The sequence below is a fragment of the Janthinobacterium sp. HH106 genome (assembly GCF_001758725.1).
Taxonomy (GTDB): domain Bacteria; phylum Pseudomonadota; class Gammaproteobacteria; order Burkholderiales; family Burkholderiaceae_D; genus Janthinobacterium.
Genome location: NZ_LRIC01000060.1, coordinates 132,141 through 148,916, shown reverse-complemented (window position 1 = coordinate 148,916; position 16,776 = coordinate 132,141). Strand labels below are relative to the sequence as shown.

Here is a 16,776-nt window from a genome sequence, read left to right as displayed (position 1 = left end):
CGCTCAGTTCCAGTCGCCCATGACGACGATGCGGTTGCCGCGTCGGCGCCAGCGCCCGCTTTCCTCTTCCTGCTGCGGCGCAGGCGAGCGGAAATGCGGCAATTGCTGATGCAAGGCCCGCGTCAGCGCACTCTCGACGGCGCGCGCACTGCCATCGCCGTCGGCCGCCAGACGGGCCGCCTGCCCCGCGATGCGCACGAAGCGGCGCGCCATCTCCAGTTCGCGCTCGGCCGGCGCCTCGGCTTCCATTTCCAGCTCCAGCGCATCGCTGGCCGCGCGCCCCAGGGCGGAACCGAGCGCCGTGCCCACGCCCGGTATCGGTATCATCGAACCGAGAGCGCCGCCGACGAAGGGCAAAGCCGTCTTGGCCACGGCCTTCAAGGCGCCGCCCAGGGGCTTGGCCACATTGGCGATAGTGGAACCCACTTTCTTGACGCCCTTCCATACGCTCTTGAAGACCTTGCCGAGAAACTGCTCCAGTTCCTCCTCGCTGGCCACTTCCAGCAATTCCATGGCCAGCTGCAATTCCTCCTCTTCGCTCAAGACGGCCGGCGCCGCCCCCTTGCCGGGCCAGTCCGGGCCGAATTCCAGCACTTCAAACGCGGCGCCGGCCCGCTGCCGGCATTGCGCGCATGCGCATTCGAGTTGGTGCATGATGCTCTCCTTCGCAATGATCAAGGCGTGGCTTCCGGGTCCACATTCAGCTCCACATTTCACCGAGCACGGCCAGTTCCAGTTCGCGCCGCTGGTTGGTCAGCACGCCGCGCTGGTTGGCGAACATGTCGTCGTGGATGCGCTGCTCGATGCGGCGCCGCTGCGCCGCCGAGGACAGGGGCGCCACATACACCTGGTGCCCGCTCAGGTCCACGCCCATCATCTGGCCGCACAGCCGGTGCTGCAGCAGGCGCCGGTGCAGGTCGTCCGTCTGGCCGCTGTAGGCGCGGCGGCGCCCGCCCGCATCGAATTCGATCACATACAGGCCCGGCCCCCGGCCATTCGGATCGCGCAAGGCATTGGCCAGCGTCCCCAGCGCCAGGTAATTGAGGGCGGCCGCTTCCGGCACCCGGCCCATGGTGCCGGCCAGGGTCGGCGGGATTTCGCCCTGCTGCTGGCCGTCGTCCTGCCCCTGGTCCTGCCCTTGGTCCTGGTCAGGTTCCGGCTCCTGCTGGTCTCCAAACGCGGGTTCCGCCACGGGATAGGGCGCCGGATAAAGCGTGGGATAGATGGCCGGATAGCCGCCCCAGCCCCGGTAGCGCGGCGGCAGGTAGGGCAAGGGCGGCGGCGCGGGGCGTGGGGGCCGACGCGCCGGATTCGCCTGGTAGCGCGGCGGCATGGGGCGGCGCGGGCCGCGCAGTGGGGGCCGCGCGCGCACGCCGCCGCCATAGCGCCCGCTGCCGGGCCGCCAGCGCTCGCCCTCCCACTCGGACTCGGATTCCCCCTCCTGCGCCCACTCCTGCTCCTGCTCCCACTCGTACTCACCTGCCGCTCCCGCTTGCCCCGCAAAGGGCAGCATTTCAAACGCGTCGTTCATATCGCCTCCTCGTGTGATGTTCAAGCAAATTCATCGCCTGCTCCAGTTGCCCGGGCGTCTGATCGGCCCGCAGCAGAAAAGTCAGCGCCCCGGGACCTTCCCCCGCTTGCGCCAGCGCCAGCACGCCCGCCGCGCGCAAGGCTGGCTGCAAGTGGGCGCGTCCGGGCAGGCGCTGCACGGGAAAGCTGCCGCCCCGGCAAGCGATGCCAGACGCCGCCATCCCCGTCCTCCATTGCGCCACCCTGTCCGCCAGCCTCGCGCGCAGCGCGTCGCCGTGGCGCGCATTGAGCGCCATGGCACGCCGCGCGGCCGCCAGCACGGCGGCCGACGGCGGACTGGCATGCACGCGCGTCTGGCTGTGCGCCGCAAAGCGCTGCAACAGGCCGCCGCTGCCTGCCAGCACGGCCAGCGGCACGCCAAAGCCCTTGGCCAGCGAGGCGCCGACGATCAAATGGCCGCCCGCCTCGTCGCAAGCGCCCTGCAAGCCGTGCAGCCGCGCCGAGCCGCCGCCTTGCGCGCCCGCCACGCCCAGCACCTGTGTATCGTCCAGCAGCAGATAGCCGCCGCCCTGGCGCGCCAGGGCCGCATAAGCGGCCAGCGGCAAGACCTGGTCGCTGCCCGGCACATAGCCGTCGGCCAGGATCAGTGGACGCCGCCCCTGCCTGCCCCAGGCCGCCGCCAGGCGCCGCAGCGCCGCCATATCGCCGCTGGGAAACAAGCGCAGCGGCAAGCCCAGCGCCTGCGCCCGCTCGGCGCCCCAGCGCGCGATGGCATAGCTGCCGCCATCGATGAGGATCACCAGCCGCTCGGCAGCCAGCATGCCGAACAGGTCCCAGAACAGGTGCAAGGTCGACGGCAGCACGCAGGCCGCCTCGCAGCCTTGCAGCGCAGCCAGGGCCGCGGCCAGCGCTTGCGCGCCCGGCGGCTCCCGCAGCGCGGCCGGCTGGCCCAGGGTCAGGCTGCTCCACGGCGCCAGCGAGGCCGCCGGATGGCGCATGCCCAGGTACAGGGCACTGGTAAAGTCGAGCATGCACGCGCCCCGCTCCCGCCCTAGACGCTGCGCAGCTGCTGGCTCAGGCGCTGGCGCAGCAACACCGAAGGCATCGTCGATTCGACCACCGGGTCGCTGCTGTCGACGGACAGATCGACCCCGGTGGCGGCGCGGTAGCCGTGGATATAGCCTTGCACTTGCGGCCGCCAGAAGCGCGCCCAGTTGAAGGCCTGGGTCGGTTCATAGATATCGCTCCAGTTGCCGTAGCGCACGGAGAGCAGCAATTGCTCGCCAAAAATGGCCAGGTTACGGAAATGCATGACGCTCGTGTCCGTCCAGCCCTGCAGTTTCTTCATGGCGTCGACCCTGTCCATCCACGGTTCCGGATACGCGACCATCACGCGCGTGGGCAAAAATTCGCGGAATTCTGGCCGCGCCAGCATCCATTGCTGCATCAGCATCTCGATGCGCGCCGTCGACGGCAAGTCGCCGAACTGGTTGTGCGCGCCCTGAGACAGGATCAGGTGGATCTCCTTGAGTGCATTCAGCACCGGGAAGGCATCCGCCTTCACGGTGGTGTCGTCATCCTGCTTGTAGAACGAGGTCAGCAGGCGCAGCAAGTGGTGGAAGGCCTCCAGGAATTTGGAGCGGCTGTCGGCTGGCCGGAAATGCTGGACCGCCTTGCCATCGAGCCGCACGCCGTAATGGTGGTCGTACTCGTAATTGCGGCGCATCACGGTCAGCCGGTGCTGTTCATCCTGCGTGTATCCCCACAGTAAATTATTCAGCGGACGCAGCATGTCGATTTCCGTGTTCGACAGGGGGTCGAGATGGTTGCCCGGCGCGCGCAGGTTCTGGAAGCGCTGCGCGATGGCGTTCATGGTCTGCACCAGCATGCCTTCTTCATGCCAGTACGACCAGATCAGTTCCAGCAGGCAGGGATTGGCCAGCTTTTCCTGGATGATGCCAAAGCACAGGTCGACCTCGCCTTCCTGGCCGCGCGGGATGCTGATGGGGATGTCGGGCAGCTTGCGGCGGATCACGGCCAGGTAGGGCAAGGTCTGGAAGCCGTCGATGTTTTCCAGGTAATCGTTGCGCAGCACGGTTTCCAGGTCGCGCCCTTGCGGTATGTCGCGCCGGTCCAGATAGGCGTTGTCCTCGGCCGGATTGAAGGCCAGCGGTTGATTCAGCACGCCGCAATTGACCATCACGAACGCTTCCGTCGCCACTTTCAGCACGCGGTAGGAATCGGCATCGGAAAACGGCAGCGCGCGGCGCTGCTTGAGCTGCTGGAACATGTCGGCCTTTTTCACGAAGCGTTCCTGCTCGAAACCCCGTACGCTGGCCAGGTCGCCGCAAAACAGGCTGTCCATGAAATGCAGGTAGTTGGTAAACGACATCGCCTCGGTACTGTTGCGTATCAGGGTCCACAGCGGCAAGTCTTCCGTCGGCTCCGTTTCCGTGCGCGTCAGCGACACGCCCACGTTGCCCGTGATGGGCTGCGGCTGGCGCTCTTCCGTCTCGTATTCCGCGTCGAGCGCCAGCATGGCGTGCGGGCTCAGCCCTTCCGGCACGGGCAAGGCGTTGCGCAGTTCGGGACGCTGCGACAGCATCATCTGTCCCATGAAGCGGTGCATGCCGGCGCGCCGCACTGGCGTGGAAAACGCGTTCGGCGTACCGCGCATGGGCACCCACGGCGCGGCGGCCAGCAGTTGCACCTGGTCGCGCCCGTCGGCGCTCTGATCGCCGTCAAACGAGACGGTGGCGATGGCGCGGTCGCCCACCCTGCCGAACTGACAGTCGCTGGGATGGCAGTCGGCCGCTTCAAACGCCAGCGTCACCTGCGGGTTGAGTTGGGGCGTGAAGCACAATACGGCGCTGCAGCCGGCCTGCACCGTCACGCACTGGGGCGCCGTGGCGGGGAAATTGCCATACACCCCCACGTAACTGCCCGTCATCAGGTCGGTAAACACGGTGCCGCCACGCCCATCCGTCCAGCGCACGCCCACCAGCATGGCGGGATCAGGCACCCAGGTGGCGGCATTGAAGTTGTGGCAATCCGCCTCGGCTCCCCGGTACAGGCTGATGGCGGCATTGACGACCATGGCCCCGCTGTCCTGCTCGTGTACGGTGACCGCGATGCTGCCGCCGTGGTGTTTCGGACCCGCCTGGCCCGCCCCTCTGCTTTTGCTGCTCATCTTGCTGCTCATGTCGTTCTCCTCAATGGATAATCAAACGGGATGCCAGGGGCGGCAGCAACCTGCCGGACTGGCGGCCATGCCGCACGACGTCGGCGCACAGCTCCGACGTGTCCAGGGTGCTGCGCAAGGCCCAGTGGGTCAGCAAACGCCCCAGCAGCTCGCTTTCGTCTTCCGGACTCAAGGTACCGCTGGCGCGCGCCTGGCCCAGCACGGCGAACACCAGGGTCGGCGCGGCCTGGTACATCTGCGCCGGCGCCAGGGTCCAGCTGCGAAACAGCTGCGCCAGCATGGCGGGCTGGCGCGTGTGCACGGCCATGGCTTCGACCAGCGAGCCGCCGCGCAAGGCCGGTGGCCGGTGCTGCACCAGCAAGCCCACGAGGGCCGCCATGCTGGCCTGCAGCTGCTCCAGCAGCCGCTGCCGGGCCGGCGGCAGGCCGGTCAGCGGGTAGTACGACAGCCACAGCTGCTCCAGCCGGTCCCATTGCGGATGCGGATACAAGGCCCGTCCCATGGCACAGCTCAGGCGCACCCGCAGCCATGGCACCGGATGGGGATCGTCGATATTGAGGCGGAAGACAAACACGCGCGGCAGGCTGACCACGCCGATCAGGCCCAGGGTGGCGGCCACGCCGACCCGCGCCAGCGACCAGAAGTCGGCCACGATCTCGGAAATCCACCGCTCCCACAACTGCCACACGTGCACCAGACCGCTGCCGCCGTGCTGCATGGCTTGCAGCACGGGCCGCAAGGACGCCACCAGGTCCAGCAGCGCCGCGCCCTGGTGGCCCACCTCGTGCACCAGCGACGAAGCGATGCTGCTGCCGATCATGCGTTCGCGCGGCAGGCGGATGATGGCGACGGGATTGTCGCCGCCGCCCGGCAGGCGCGTGCGTGCGCGGCGGATGGCGGCGCCCGGCCCCCGGTCCAGGTAGCAGATCACGGGCGGCGCCTGGTACACATTGCCGGGCAGCGCCAGCGCATCGGCGGCAACGATGTCGAGACCGGCCAGCCAGACGCCCGTCTTGTGCTCGCTGCGCTGCGTGATGACTTCGTTGAACAGGTCGAACTGGGTCAGCGCGGCATTGAATTTCAGGCGCAGAAAGGTGAAGCGGCGCTGCGCCTCGGCAGCAGTGGCCATGCTGGCGCCATCGGCGTGCTCGCGCCGCAGCCAGTGCTGGAACTGGGCGACCATGCGCCGCAATTCACGCCGGCCCTGCACCAGCTGGCTTTCGATGGCCGACTGGGCGCTGGGCATCAGGGCGGCCGCCAGCACCGTCGGCTCGATCAGCGCGAACGGTTCCAGCCGCGCCAGCCGCGTCAGCAGCGAGCGCGCCTCCTGCGCCAGCATCCAGGCAGCATAAGCGCCGATGGCCATGATGTCAGACGCCGTACAGGACGATCTTGTGGCCCTGGCGCGCCCAGCGCCCGCTGGAGGGGCGCATGCCCGCCGAGCCCCTTGCCGCGCCGCCCTGGGCCATGGCCCCGCCCGCAGCGGCGCCGCTGCCGTTCTGTGTGGCGACCTGGCTGCCGGGGCGGCCCAGCAGGCCGGGCGCGAACTGGCGCGCCGCCGCGCTGGCGGCCGCCTGGGCGATGGCGCGCGGGTCGCCCGAACCGCGTGCCTGCGCGGCGCGGTTGACCGTGTCGGCGGCCAGGCGCACGAACTGCTTGGCACCCTCGAATTCGCGGTCTTCGTTCGACGAGGCCTCCGCTTCCAGCCCCAGCGCATTGCCGGCGGCCGAGGCCAGGCCGCTGCCGATCTTGGCGCCCAGCGGGCCGCCGAAATAGCCGCCGATGGCGCCACCGGCCAGCGGTATCGCCTTTTTCGCTACGCCCTTGAGCACGCCGCCGATGGCTTGGCCCACGGGCGACTTGATGATGCCGCCCGCCACCGAGGCGGCCTTGCGCAGGAAATTGCCGAGGAACTGTTCCAGTTCGGCTTCATTGCTGACCGACAGCAGTTCATTGGCCAGTTCCATTTCCTCGGCTTCGGAAAACATGGCGCTCGCGCCACCCTCGCCGCTCCATTCGCCCTGGCCAAACTCGAACTGTTCCGCTTCAAAGCCGGACATCTCCTGCCCGTATTCCAGGGTCGTACGATCTAAGTCATGCATGATGAGCTCCTAAAAGTTAGCACCTCGGTTGACACTACAGCGCCGGACAGACTGGCCGTCCGGCTAACAATCGAGCACGACGATGTGCCCGCCTTCGCGGCGCCAGCGGCCACCGTCCGGTCCTGGCGCTTGCGCCGCCTGCCTGAGCAAGCCTGGCGCCACGCTGCGTGCCACTTGCAACAGGGCCGTTTCCACCCGCGCCCTGGGCGCGCGCGCACCCGTGCCGCCGTCCTGCGTCAGCGCCGTATTGACGGCATCGATCAGATGCACGACCTGGCGCGCCAGTTCGAATTCCTTGTCTTCCGGGCTCAAGCCCTCCAGTTCCATGCCGAAGATGCCCGCAGCGCGCCGCTTGAGCGCCTGTGGCGAACCGCCATACAGGGGCAGCAGGGGCGCCACCACCTTGCCCAGCAGCTGGCGCAGCGGCCCTTCCAGCGGCGTGCCGCGCACTTGCTGGCCCGCCGCGGTGGCGCCCAACTGGCGCGCCAGGAACGCGTCGAACTGGGACGGCGCCTGCAATTCCAGCAACTGCGCCGCCAGTGCCAGCTCATCTTCGTGCTGCAGGGACAGTACGCCCGGCGCTTCCGGCAATTCCATTTCGGGACGATAGGCGAGCAGGCGGCTGGTCATGACAGGCTCCGGTGAAAGGCGGGCGGGTGGTCCATGCCTCCCTGACGCAAGGGCCATGCCAGCCAAGTGCAGAGGGAAAAACGGGACGCGACGGCGAACGCCTTTTCGCCGATGCGATAAAAACCATGGTTTCCGGCGAAGCTGTTTTCGCCCTGTCCATGAGCTTTCGAACAAGCTTAATTAGAGGGAATTTATTACGTCGCCTATCGACCACAAGCAGGCGTTCGCGTAAAAATATTTTTCCATTTGTAAAAAATAAAGTTCATCAAAATACTATAAAAAATCACTTAACATCGGTCAAAAATGCATTAAATCGAAAAATAGACAAGACGCAAATGTTCTTTTGAGCACGCACTTTCAGTAGGCAGGCAATACAATAACGAGGTCAGAATTTGATTGCCACAAAGAAACTAAATGATCCATCCTACTTTGCGCCGCTTGCTGGCTGCTGTAACACTTCTGAGTTTGCTGAACGCCTGTGGTGGCGGTGGCGGCGACAGCCCGACCGCCACGGTGGCGCCGCCTGCGGACATGAAGCCGGGCGAGCCGGCAGTTCCCGCGGAAACCGTCCCGCCGCCCCCACTGACCACGCCACCGGCCGCGAAGGTGACGACATTTACGCGCCAGCAGGCGTCACGCTTCCTGGGCCGGGCCACGTTCGGGCCGAATATCGCGGCCATCGATGCACTGGCCGCCAGCGACAGCAACGCCTGGTTCCAGTACCAGTTTTCCAGACCACAAAGCTTGCATCGCAAATATCTCGATGCGAAATTTCCACCAGCGGACACGACGGCCAGCAAGGCCTTGCCTCAGAATTTTTATGAATCATTCTGGCAGCAGGCCGTAGGCGGCGACGACCAGTTGCGACAACGCACGGCGTTTGCCCTGTCGGAAATTTTCGTCATTTCCACGCAAAACGAAGCCGTGTGGCCGCACGTGCGCGGTGTTGCCAGCTATTACGACATGCTGGGACAACATGCTTTCGGCAACTTCCGCACCTTGCTGCAAGGCGTCGCCACGCATCCGATGATGGGTCTGTATCTGTCGCACCTGCGCAATCAGAAGGAATCGGCAACGCGTACCCCGGATGAGAATTTTGCCCGCGAAATCATGCAGTTATTTACGATCGGCCTGTATCAGCTGAACGCTGACGGCAGCTTGAAATTGTCCGGCGGCAAGCCCATCGATACCTACTCGCGCGACGATGTGAGCGGCCTGGCGAAAGTATTAACAGGCTGGAGCTGGGCCGGACCAGACCAGGCCGCTAACCGTTTCTTTGGCAGCGTGGCCGATCCGGACCGCGACTGGAAACCGATGCAGAATTACACGGCCTTCCATTCCACCGGAGAAAAACGTTTCTTGGGAGTCAGTATTTCGGGCGCCACTACCGGCGAAGCCGACCTGGCGCAAGCCCTCGACACTCTGTTCAACCACCCGAATACAGGCCCCTTCTTCGGCCGCCAGCTGATCCAGCGGCTCGTCACCAGCAATCCCAGCCCCGCCTATGTGGGCCGGGTAGCGGCCGCGTTTGCCAATAATGGCGCTGGCGTGCGCGGCGACATGCAGGCGGTGCTGCGTGCCGTGCTGCTCGATCCGGAGGCGCTGGCCCCGGCCGGCACAACCTTGCGTACGGGGAAATTGCGCGAACCGCTGGTACGCCTGGGCAACTGGATGCGCGCCTTTAACGCCAAGGATGCAGCTTCGCAATACCGCATCTATTACCTGAGCGATCCGCTCACGGGCCTGGGCCAGAATCCCATGAATGCACCCTCCGTCTTCAATTATTTCCGTCCCAGCTATGTCCCGCCCAATTCGCCGCTGGCCGCCGCCAGTCTGGTGGCGCCGGAAATGCAGATCACGGCAGAGCCGTCCGTCACCGGCTATCTGAACTTCATCCAGGACGCCATCAGCGGCGGCGTGGGAGAAAATGCCTCGGTGAAGGCGGACTATGCGGCCGAGCTGGCCCTGGCCGACCAGCCTGCAGCCTTGCTCGACCGCGTCGACCTGCTGCTCTTGGCCGGCAACATGTCGACCAAGCTGCGCGGCACCATCCTGTCCACCGTCAATAGCGTGCCGATTCCGGCCGCCACCGGCAGCAATGCCGCACAGGTCAACCTCGCAAGAACCTACCGCGTACGCCTGGCCATCTTCCTGTCGATGGCCTCGCCTGAATACCTGGTCCAGAAATAAGGAAGCCGCATGTCCCATCTCCCCCCTTTTTCCCGCCGCCGCTTCCTCGGCTCCATGCTGAGCCTGGCCGGCAGCACGGCCGCGCCGTTCGCCCTCAACCTGGCAGCCATGGGCCAGGCTGCCGCCCAGTCGGCCGATGACTACAAAGCGCTCGTGTGCCTGTTCATGGCTGGTGGCAACGACGCCTTCAACACGGTGCTGGCAACCGACACATCGTCCTGGAATGAATACACGCGCCTGCGCAACACGGGCAGCAATGATTCGATCCACCTGCCCGCCGTCGGTGCAGCCGGTGGCGTGTTGCCCATCGTGCCGGCCACCGTGCAAGCGGGACGCAGCTTTGCCCTGCATCCCTCCCTCGTTCCGCTGAAAAGCCTGTTCGATGACGGCCGCGCCGCCGTCGTCGCCAATGTGGGCACCCTGATCCAGCCAGTTACCCTGGCGCAATATAAGGCGGGCGGCGTGGCCCTGCCGTCCAAGCTTTTTTCGCATAACGACCAGCAATCGACCTGGCAGTCGGGCCTGCCGGAAGGCGCCAGCGTGGGCTGGGGCGGACGTCTGGGCGACTTGCTTGGCGCGGGCAACAGCAACGCCATGTTCACGGCCGTATCCGCGGCATCGAACGCGCTGTTCCTGAGCGGACGCCAGGTGCGCCAGTTCCAGGTGGGCCAGGCCGGTGCGGTGCCGATTCGCAATATCGATCTCAGCGGCAGCCTGTTCGGCACGGCGCAGGGGCCGGCGGCATTGCGTGAAATCATCACGACGGCCGGCAGCGACCTGATGGAACAGGAACATGTGGCCACGATCGGGCGCGCCATCTCCAGCCAGAGCGTCCTCAGCGGCGCCATGCTGGCGGCCGGCGCGGGGGGCGTGCCGAATCCCCCGCCCTACGTCAATCCGAACACAGGCGCGTCCGGCGTCAATCCGCTGGCCGTGCAATTGCAGACGGTGGCGCGCATCATCGGCGGACGCGGCGCCCTGGGGGTGAAACGGCAAGTATTTTATGTGACCCTGGGCGGCTTCGACACGCATGACCGGCAAAAGGCGCTGCATGCCGACCTGATGGCCCGGCTGGCCCATGCGCTCGCCTACTTCGACACGACCCTGGCGGCCCTGCAGGGCGCGGATCTGCGGCGCCAGGTGACGACCTTTACGGCGTCGGACTTCGGCCGCACCTTCAGCAGCAACGGCGATGGCACGGATCACGGCTGGGGCGCGCACCACTTTGTCGTGGGCGGCGCCGTCAAGGGCCGCGACATCTACGGCACCTTCCCCGTCACGGGCCTGGGCCATGAGCTGGACGTCGGTTCCGGCGCCCTGCTGCCGACCACCTCCGTCGACCAGTACGGCGCCACGCTGGCCAAGTGGTTCGGCGTGGCCGACAGCCAGCTGGCCGAGGTGTTCCCGAACATCGGCAACTTCAGCCGGCGCGACCTGGGGTTCATGACGACAACTTAACCATTGACGGCGATCACCAGCGTGACGACGTAGCCATCCGTGGCATTGCCCGTCACCGTGGCCATCTGCAGGCTGGTGCCGTCGCTGAAGACATTGTCGCTGGCATAGCTGATCTGCGCCAGGTTGCGCACGCTGGCCGTGTAGCCGCTGGCCGTGTAGGCCTCATTCAACGTTGCCATTGGAAAAGTGAACTGCGAGGTCTTGATGCGGTTCGAGGCAGAGGCTGCCTTGGCCAGGCTGGGATAGACCTCGACATGCACGTGCGGCATGCGCCCCGCATAGCAGCCGGGAAAGATCGTCGTGAAGCTGAGGTTGCCGGCGCTGTCCGTTTCCTGCACGCCGCGCAGGTAATTTTGCGCCGTCACGCCGCTCGAATACAGCGAATACAGGCCGTCGCGGTCGCAATGCCATACATACACGGCGTAACCGGCCAGGCTGGCGCAGCTGCCGCTGGCGTCAAGCAACTGCAGCTTGATGGTGAGCGGCACACCCGCCGCCACACCCGTGGCGCCATTAAAACTGGCGCGGATATCGCTGCGCACGACACCCGACTGGTTCAGCACGTTAATGATGCTGCCGCCATAGGTGTTCGTGCCATCGGCAGGATACGGCCCGCCCGTTTCCTCGGGAATCACTGTGCATGCGCCCGTGCTGGGTGTCGTGACCCCAGCGGCGGCGCTGCCTGCCGCCGCGCCGCTGGCGTCCGACCCGCCGCCGCAGCTCATCAGGGGCAAGGTGGCGGCGCCGGCCAGCAGCCAGCGCAGCACCTGTCGCCGCTCGGCCGCCTGTTGCCGCATCATTTCGAGGTCGGATGCCAGACCGTGATCATGTAGTTCCATAGATATTCCATCAAGTGGGGCAAGCCCGCCAAGGCGGGATTCAGGCTGGCGCACAGGTACAGCGCCTGCGTCGCATGGCGCGAGAGCGCTTGCAAGCTGCTGCCCGGACGCAAGGCATGGATGCGCATGCTGGCTCTCCCTGCGCTCGCGCCTGCCGCTTACTCGGAGCGCCGGAGGTCGCGCGGACCCTGGCGGCTGTCGTGCCGCTGCAGCGCCTGCTGGCGCTGTGCCGCCGTCAGCACGGCCAGCAATTGCTGCTCCAGCCGCGCATGCTGCAAGCTGATCTTCGCCATGGCTTGCGCCGCCGTGTTCGCCAGCGCGCTGGCTTGCGCATCGTCGTAGGCGCTGGAGGCGGCCAGTGCGCGCAGCTGCTCGTGGGCCTTGAAGGCGATCTTTTCCTGTTCCCGCAGCAAGGGCGTCTGGGCGTAGGTGGCGGCAAAAATTTTATCCTGCTGCGCTTCGCTCAGCTCGATGCCATGCAGGAACGGCGGCAAGCCTGGCGCGCCGGGTCCGCCTGGGCCGTGACCGAAGCCGGACGGCGGCCCCGGCATGGCGCGCGGCGGCGGGCCGGACGGCGCAGCTTCCTGCTGGGCCAGGGCAACGAGCGGCATGCTGCAGGCGCACAACAGCAACAGGGATACGGCGATACTCAAGTATTTCATCGGGCGTTCCTTTCGTGGAGATCAGCGCTGATTGTCGGCGTCTGGCGTGTAAAGCAACGTCAGGGCCGCGTAAAAGCGTGTAAAGGAAGCTGCGCAAATGTAAGCGGACGTATGTAAAAGCGGGTAAAAGGGCCCTGAGCCGCGCCTGTTGACTGCTATCATCGGGCGATATTCACCCGAAAAAAGCACAGGCATGAGCAAGGTTTTGTTAATCGATGACGACGTGGAACTGGTCGGCATGTTCCAGGAATACCTGACGCAGGAAGGTTTCGATGCCCGCGCCGTGCATGACGGCGAAAGCGGCGCGGCCGAGGCGCTGACGGGCCTGTACGCCATCGCCGTCCTCGACGTCATGATGCCGCGCATGAATGGACTAGAAACCCTGCGCCGCATCCGCGCCGGCAGCAACCTGCCCATCCTGATGCTGACGGCGCGCGGCGACGATACGGACCGTATCGTGGGCCTGGAGCTGGGCGCCGACGATTACGTGACGAAACCGTGCACGCCGCGCGAGCTGACGGCGCGCATCCGCGCCATCCTGCGCCGCGCGCAGGCGGCGCCGCACGACAGCTCGGGTCTGGCGCCGCTCACCGTAGGGCAACTGACGATGTGGCCGGAACAGCGCCGCGTTTCCTGGGCCGGCGCGCACCTGGAGCTGACGAGCACGGAATTCAACTTGCTGGAAGTGCTGGTGCGCCATGCGGGCAAGCCCGTCAGCAAGAATCAATTATCGGAACTGGGTCTGGGCCGTCCCATGGCCCGCTTCGACCGCAATATCGACGTGCACTTGAGCAGCCTGCGCCGCAAACTGGGCAGCCTGGCCGATGGCCGCTCCTGCCTGCAGACCGTGTACCGTCTCGGCTACCAGCTGATCAAGGAGTAAGCGTGGGCCGTCTGTTCTGGAAGTTTTTTCTGTGCATCATGCTGGCGCAAGTGACGGCCACCATCGGCATCGGCGGCACCTTCTGGCTGAAAAACCGGGCGGCCCAGCAGGAGCGGGCCCTCGACATCGACACCAGTCCGCCCGCGCAAATGATCATCGAGGCCGCCAGCGCCACCCTGGAAGCGGGCGGCAGCCAGGCCTTGCGGCAATTCCTGAGCAAGCTCGAGCGCATGCGCGTGTTTGCCGTCGATGCGCGCGGACACGAACTGATGGGCCGCGCGGTGCATCCCGCCATGCTGGCCAAGGCGCGCGCCATGCTGGAGCAAAGCCAGGCCCATCCCGTCGTGCGCACGGTCACCGGCAGCGACGGCCAGCGCTATCTGCTGTTCCTGCCCTCGTCCGAACGCTTCCGCAATGCCGAGGCAGGCGCCGCGCGCGACACGCTCAACGCCGTCGCCATGAGCGGCCCGCGCGCCATGGGAGCCGGTCCACGGCCCCACGAAGCAGGCACTGCGCCGCCACGCGGCGAATTCGGCCGCGGCCCGCCCCCGCGCATGGACACGCCCTACCGCACATTCATTCCCCTGGGGGCGGCCATCGCCGCCAGCCTGCTGTTTTCTTTCCTGCTGGCCTGGTATTTTGCGCGCCCCATCCGCGACCTGCGGCAAGCGTTCGAGGCCGCCTCGCACGGCAATCTGGCGCCCCGTTTTCACGCCAGCGGCAAGCGCGGCGATGAATTGACGGACCTGGGCCGCGATTTCGACCGCATGACGGGCCGCTTGCGCAGCCTCATGGATAGCCAGACACGTCTGCTGCATGACGTCTCGCACGAGTTGCGCTCGCCGCTGGCGCGCCTGCAGGCCGCCATCGGCCTGGCGCACCAGCAGCCGGAAAAGATGGCCGCCTCGATGCAGCGCATCGAACGCGAAAGCGAACGCATGGATAAACTGATCGGTGAACTGCTGACGCTGTCACGGCTGGAAGCCGGCGCCGGGCAAACGGGAGCCGGGCACATGCACAGCGAAGACGTCAGCATCGCCGACCTCGTGCACGACATCGTGGACGACGCCCGCTATGAGGCCCGGGCACGCCAGTTGAACGTCGAACTGGCGGGCGATGCGGCCATGCCCGACGCCAGCGTCACGGGCCAGCCAGAATTGCTGGCGCGCGCCGTGGAAAACGTGGTGCGCAACGCCGTCAAGCACAGCCCCGATGGCGGCACGGTGGAAGTGGAACTGTCGCGCATGTCCGACTGGCTGCGCATCGCCGTGCTGGACCGGGGCCCCGGCGTGGCTGGCGCGGACCTGGCGCGCATTTTCGAACCGTTCTTCCGCGCCAGTAATACCCAGCACAGCACGGATGGACACGGCCTGGGCCTGGCTATCGCCCGGCACGTCATCAACGCCCATGGCGGCCGCATCGGGGCCAGCTTGCGCAGCGGTGGCGGCTTGTGCGTGGAAATGCTGCTACCCGTCAAAACGCCAGGCTGACCTGTCGGCGAGCCTGGCGCGTGGATGTGTTGTTACGCCTGCGTATCGATGATGCTGCCCAGGGTCGACGCGCTTGACCTGGCGGGACTCGCCACGGTCTCGGCACTGCTGGCCGTTTGGGATTCGCCTTGTGCCGCCTTCTGCGCGGCCGCCGCCTGTAGCTGGGCGATTTGCGCCTGCAAGGCCTGAATTTGCTGCGCCAGCTGCTGCTGCAGCTTTTGCGACGCGTCCGTCTGCTCGCCCTTCTGCGACTCCGTCAACTGTTTTTGCGCCGCCGTGATCTGCTTTTGCAGCGCCGCGATCTGCGCACTGCTGCCCGCACTGGCGCTGCCGGCCGCGCCGACTGTACCGCCTGCGCTGCCGGAACCGATTGCCGCTACCATATTGCCTCCCTGATTATTCAACACCTTATTATCGGCGCGCAAGGTACTCAATACAGGGCGGCAAGTGTAAAGGCGGGTAAAGCCATGTAAAGACGCCGCGCGCACCATCCAATTGCACACCAGCAAGAAAAACTGGCACACTGGCGCTTCCTGCCTTGACCACGATCCATGATGATGACGCCCCTGCTGCCCGCCCTGCCCGACCTCGTGCCCCGCCAACGCTGCGGCGTGATCGAGTTTCCCGTCCACCACATGCGTGGCGGCACATCGACGGGCCTGGTCTTGCACGGGGCCTGCGTGCCGGCCGAGCAAACGCTGCGCGAGGAATTGCTGCGCCACCTGATGGGCGTGCCCCAGTCCGGCCGGCAGCCGGGCAACCGGCAAATCACGGGCCTGGGTCGGGGCACGCCCACCAGCAATAAAGTCTTCCTCGCCGAGGTGGAACAGCATGCGGGCCAGCCGCGCCTGGTCAGCACCCTGGCCCAGCTGGCTGGCGAACACGGCGATATCGACTGGAGCGTGAACTGCGGCAATATGTCGTCCGCCCTGCAACTGTGGGGACTGGACAGCGGCGTGATCGAGGCACTGGCCATCGGCGCGCACGATATCGATATCCGCAACACCAACACGGGCGTCATCACCACCTCGCGCATGGCGCGCGAACGCGACGGCAGCTTTACGGCCGCCAGCATTCCTGGCGTGACCGGCAACTTCCCCCGCGTGGACCTGTTCCTGCGGCAGCCGGCAGGCGCCAAGACGGGAAAATTATTGCCAACAGGCAATGCACAGGATGTGGTGCACGGTTATGCGGTCTCGTGCGTGGATGTGGCCGTGCCCATGGTCATCGCGCCAGCGAGCCAGTTCGGCAAGACGGCGCATGAGTCCATCGCGGAACTGGAAGCGGATACGGCTTTCATGCAGGCGATCCGCCAGGTGTGGAGCGCGGCGGGACTGCTGATGGGCTTGCGCAAGCGCGATGGCGGCTTGATGACGTTGGCGGAATTGGAACGCAGCGAAACCATCCCCAAGTTCTGCATCGTGGGGCCGGCGGCGGGAGAGGGAAATATTGCGGTGCGTTACTTTACGCCGCAATCGGGCCACGCCTCGCTGGCGGTCTCGGGAGGCTGCTGCCTGGCGGCCGCTTGCCTGATACCGGGCACGGTGGCGCATGCGCTGGCGCGCGGCGTGCCGCCAGTCAAGCAAGCGGAAACAGAGATGGAACTGGGCCTAGCCAACCCGGCCGGCATCCTGGACACCACCATCGTGGCGCGCCAGGACGGGGTGACGGGCAACATCGCCATCGACGGCGCGGCCTACCGGCGCAGCGCGCAAATCTTGCTGCGCGGCCATGTTCCCCTGTACCAGCCGTCAACCGCGCTGAAGGCGTGGCTGCTGAAACAGATTTAA

At 66.2% G+C, this 16,776-nt stretch carries 17 protein-coding genes; 6 read left to right on the top strand and 11 right to left on the bottom strand.

Annotated elements, in window-relative coordinates; translation table 11 throughout:
- Window positions 1–3: 3 nt before the first annotated feature.
- From JAB8_RS23305 to JAB8_RS23275, 7 genes are all read right to left on the bottom strand, one after another.
- Window positions 4–654 carry a hypothetical protein gene (locus tag JAB8_RS23305; protein ID WP_139143156.1) on the bottom strand — a complete coding sequence of 217 codons (651 nt, stop codon included), beginning with the start codon at window positions 652–654 and terminating at the stop codon, window positions 4–6.
- Window positions 655–700: 46 nt separating this feature from the next.
- The gene (locus tag JAB8_RS23300) at window positions 701–1,531 is read right to left on the bottom strand and encodes a GIY-YIG nuclease family protein (protein WP_070224455.1); all 831 of its coding nucleotides are present in this window, start codon (window positions 1,529–1,531) and stop codon (window positions 701–703) included.
- Window positions 1,515–2,561: an aminotransferase class I/II-fold pyridoxal phosphate-dependent enzyme gene (locus tag JAB8_RS23295; protein ID WP_070224456.1), complete on the bottom strand. Its 1,047-nt coding sequence runs from the start codon at window positions 2,559–2,561 to the stop codon at window positions 1,515–1,517. The genes JAB8_RS23300 and JAB8_RS23295 overlap by 17 nt, the downstream gene beginning before the upstream one ends.
- A gap of 20 nt (window positions 2,562–2,581) precedes the next feature.
- Window positions 2,582–4,732 carry a hypothetical protein gene (locus tag JAB8_RS23290; protein WP_070291607.1) on the bottom strand — a complete coding sequence of 717 codons (2,151 nt, stop codon included), beginning with the start codon at window positions 4,730–4,732 and terminating at the stop codon, window positions 2,582–2,584.
- Between the two features lie 10 nt (window positions 4,733–4,742).
- Window positions 4,743–6,098 (bottom strand): hypothetical protein, encoded by a 1,356-nt coding sequence (locus JAB8_RS29745; protein ID WP_070291606.1) that lies wholly within the window; start codon window positions 6,096–6,098, stop codon window positions 4,743–4,745.
- Window positions 6,099–6,102: 4 nt separating this feature from the next.
- Complete coding sequence (locus JAB8_RS30020) at window positions 6,103–6,834, bottom strand: hypothetical protein (protein ID WP_071654456.1); 732 nt, start codon at window positions 6,832–6,834, stop codon at window positions 6,103–6,105.
- Between the two features lie 63 nt (window positions 6,835–6,897).
- On the bottom strand, window positions 6,898–7,464 hold the full coding sequence (locus tag JAB8_RS23275) for a hypothetical protein (RefSeq protein ID WP_070291604.1): 567 nt from the start codon (window positions 7,462–7,464) through the stop codon (window positions 6,898–6,900).
- Between the two features lie 26 nt (window positions 7,465–7,490).
- Between JAB8_RS23275 and JAB8_RS29260 the strand changes: the two genes are divergently transcribed.
- From JAB8_RS29260 to JAB8_RS23265, 3 genes are all read left to right on the top strand, one after another.
- On the top strand, window positions 7,491–7,811 hold the full coding sequence (locus JAB8_RS29260; protein ID WP_139143155.1) for a hypothetical protein: 321 nt from the start codon (window positions 7,491–7,493) through the stop codon (window positions 7,809–7,811).
- Window positions 7,812–7,878: 67 nt separating this feature from the next.
- A complete protein-coding gene (locus JAB8_RS23270) occupies window positions 7,879–9,654 on the top strand; it encodes a DUF1800 domain-containing protein (protein ID WP_070224460.1) in 1,776 nt (591 codons plus the stop codon).
- 9 nt (window positions 9,655–9,663) lie between these two features.
- Entirely contained in the window at window positions 9,664–11,112 is a 1,449-nt protein-coding gene (locus tag JAB8_RS23265; protein WP_070291603.1) for a DUF1501 domain-containing protein, read from the top strand.
- Here the strand turns inward: JAB8_RS23265 and JAB8_RS23260 are convergent.
- The 3 genes from JAB8_RS23260 to JAB8_RS23255 are packed head-to-tail and all read right to left on the bottom strand — an operon-like array spanning window position 11,109 to window position 12,613.
- Window positions 11,109–11,951: an intradiol ring-cleavage dioxygenase gene (locus JAB8_RS23260; protein ID WP_070291602.1), complete on the bottom strand. Its 843-nt coding sequence runs from the start codon at window positions 11,949–11,951 to the stop codon at window positions 11,109–11,111. The genes JAB8_RS23265 and JAB8_RS23260 overlap by 4 nt on opposite strands.
- Window positions 11,909–12,079, bottom strand: a complete 171-nt coding sequence (locus JAB8_RS29610) for a hypothetical protein (protein ID WP_162995707.1) — start codon at window positions 12,077–12,079, stop codon at window positions 11,909–11,911. The genes JAB8_RS23260 and JAB8_RS29610 overlap by 43 nt, the downstream gene beginning before the upstream one ends.
- A gap of 30 nt (window positions 12,080–12,109) precedes the next feature.
- Window positions 12,110–12,613: a periplasmic heavy metal sensor gene (locus tag JAB8_RS23255; RefSeq protein WP_070291601.1), complete on the bottom strand. Its 504-nt coding sequence runs from the start codon at window positions 12,611–12,613 to the stop codon at window positions 12,110–12,112.
- Between the two features lie 193 nt (window positions 12,614–12,806).
- Here JAB8_RS23255 and JAB8_RS23250 point away from each other — a divergent pair, with 193 nt between their 5' ends.
- Window positions 12,807–13,496, top strand: a complete 690-nt coding sequence (locus tag JAB8_RS23250; RefSeq protein WP_070291600.1) for a response regulator transcription factor — start codon at window positions 12,807–12,809, stop codon at window positions 13,494–13,496.
- Window positions 13,497–13,498: 2 nt separating this feature from the next.
- Complete coding sequence (locus JAB8_RS23245) at window positions 13,499–14,986, top strand: ATP-binding protein (protein ID WP_070291599.1); 1,488 nt, start codon at window positions 13,499–13,501, stop codon at window positions 14,984–14,986.
- A 32-nt stretch (window positions 14,987–15,018) separates the two neighbouring features.
- On the opposite strand, the gene JAB8_RS23240 is transcribed toward JAB8_RS23245, so the two are convergent.
- Entirely contained in the window at window positions 15,019–15,369 is a 351-nt protein-coding gene (locus JAB8_RS23240; protein ID WP_070291598.1) for a FlxA-like family protein, read from the bottom strand.
- A gap of 168 nt (window positions 15,370–15,537) precedes the next feature.
- Between JAB8_RS23240 and JAB8_RS23235 the strand changes: the two genes are divergently transcribed.
- Window positions 15,538–16,776 carry a PrpF domain-containing protein gene (locus JAB8_RS23235; protein ID WP_083287882.1) on the top strand — a complete coding sequence of 413 codons (1,239 nt, stop codon included), beginning with the start codon at window positions 15,538–15,540 and terminating at the stop codon, window positions 16,774–16,776.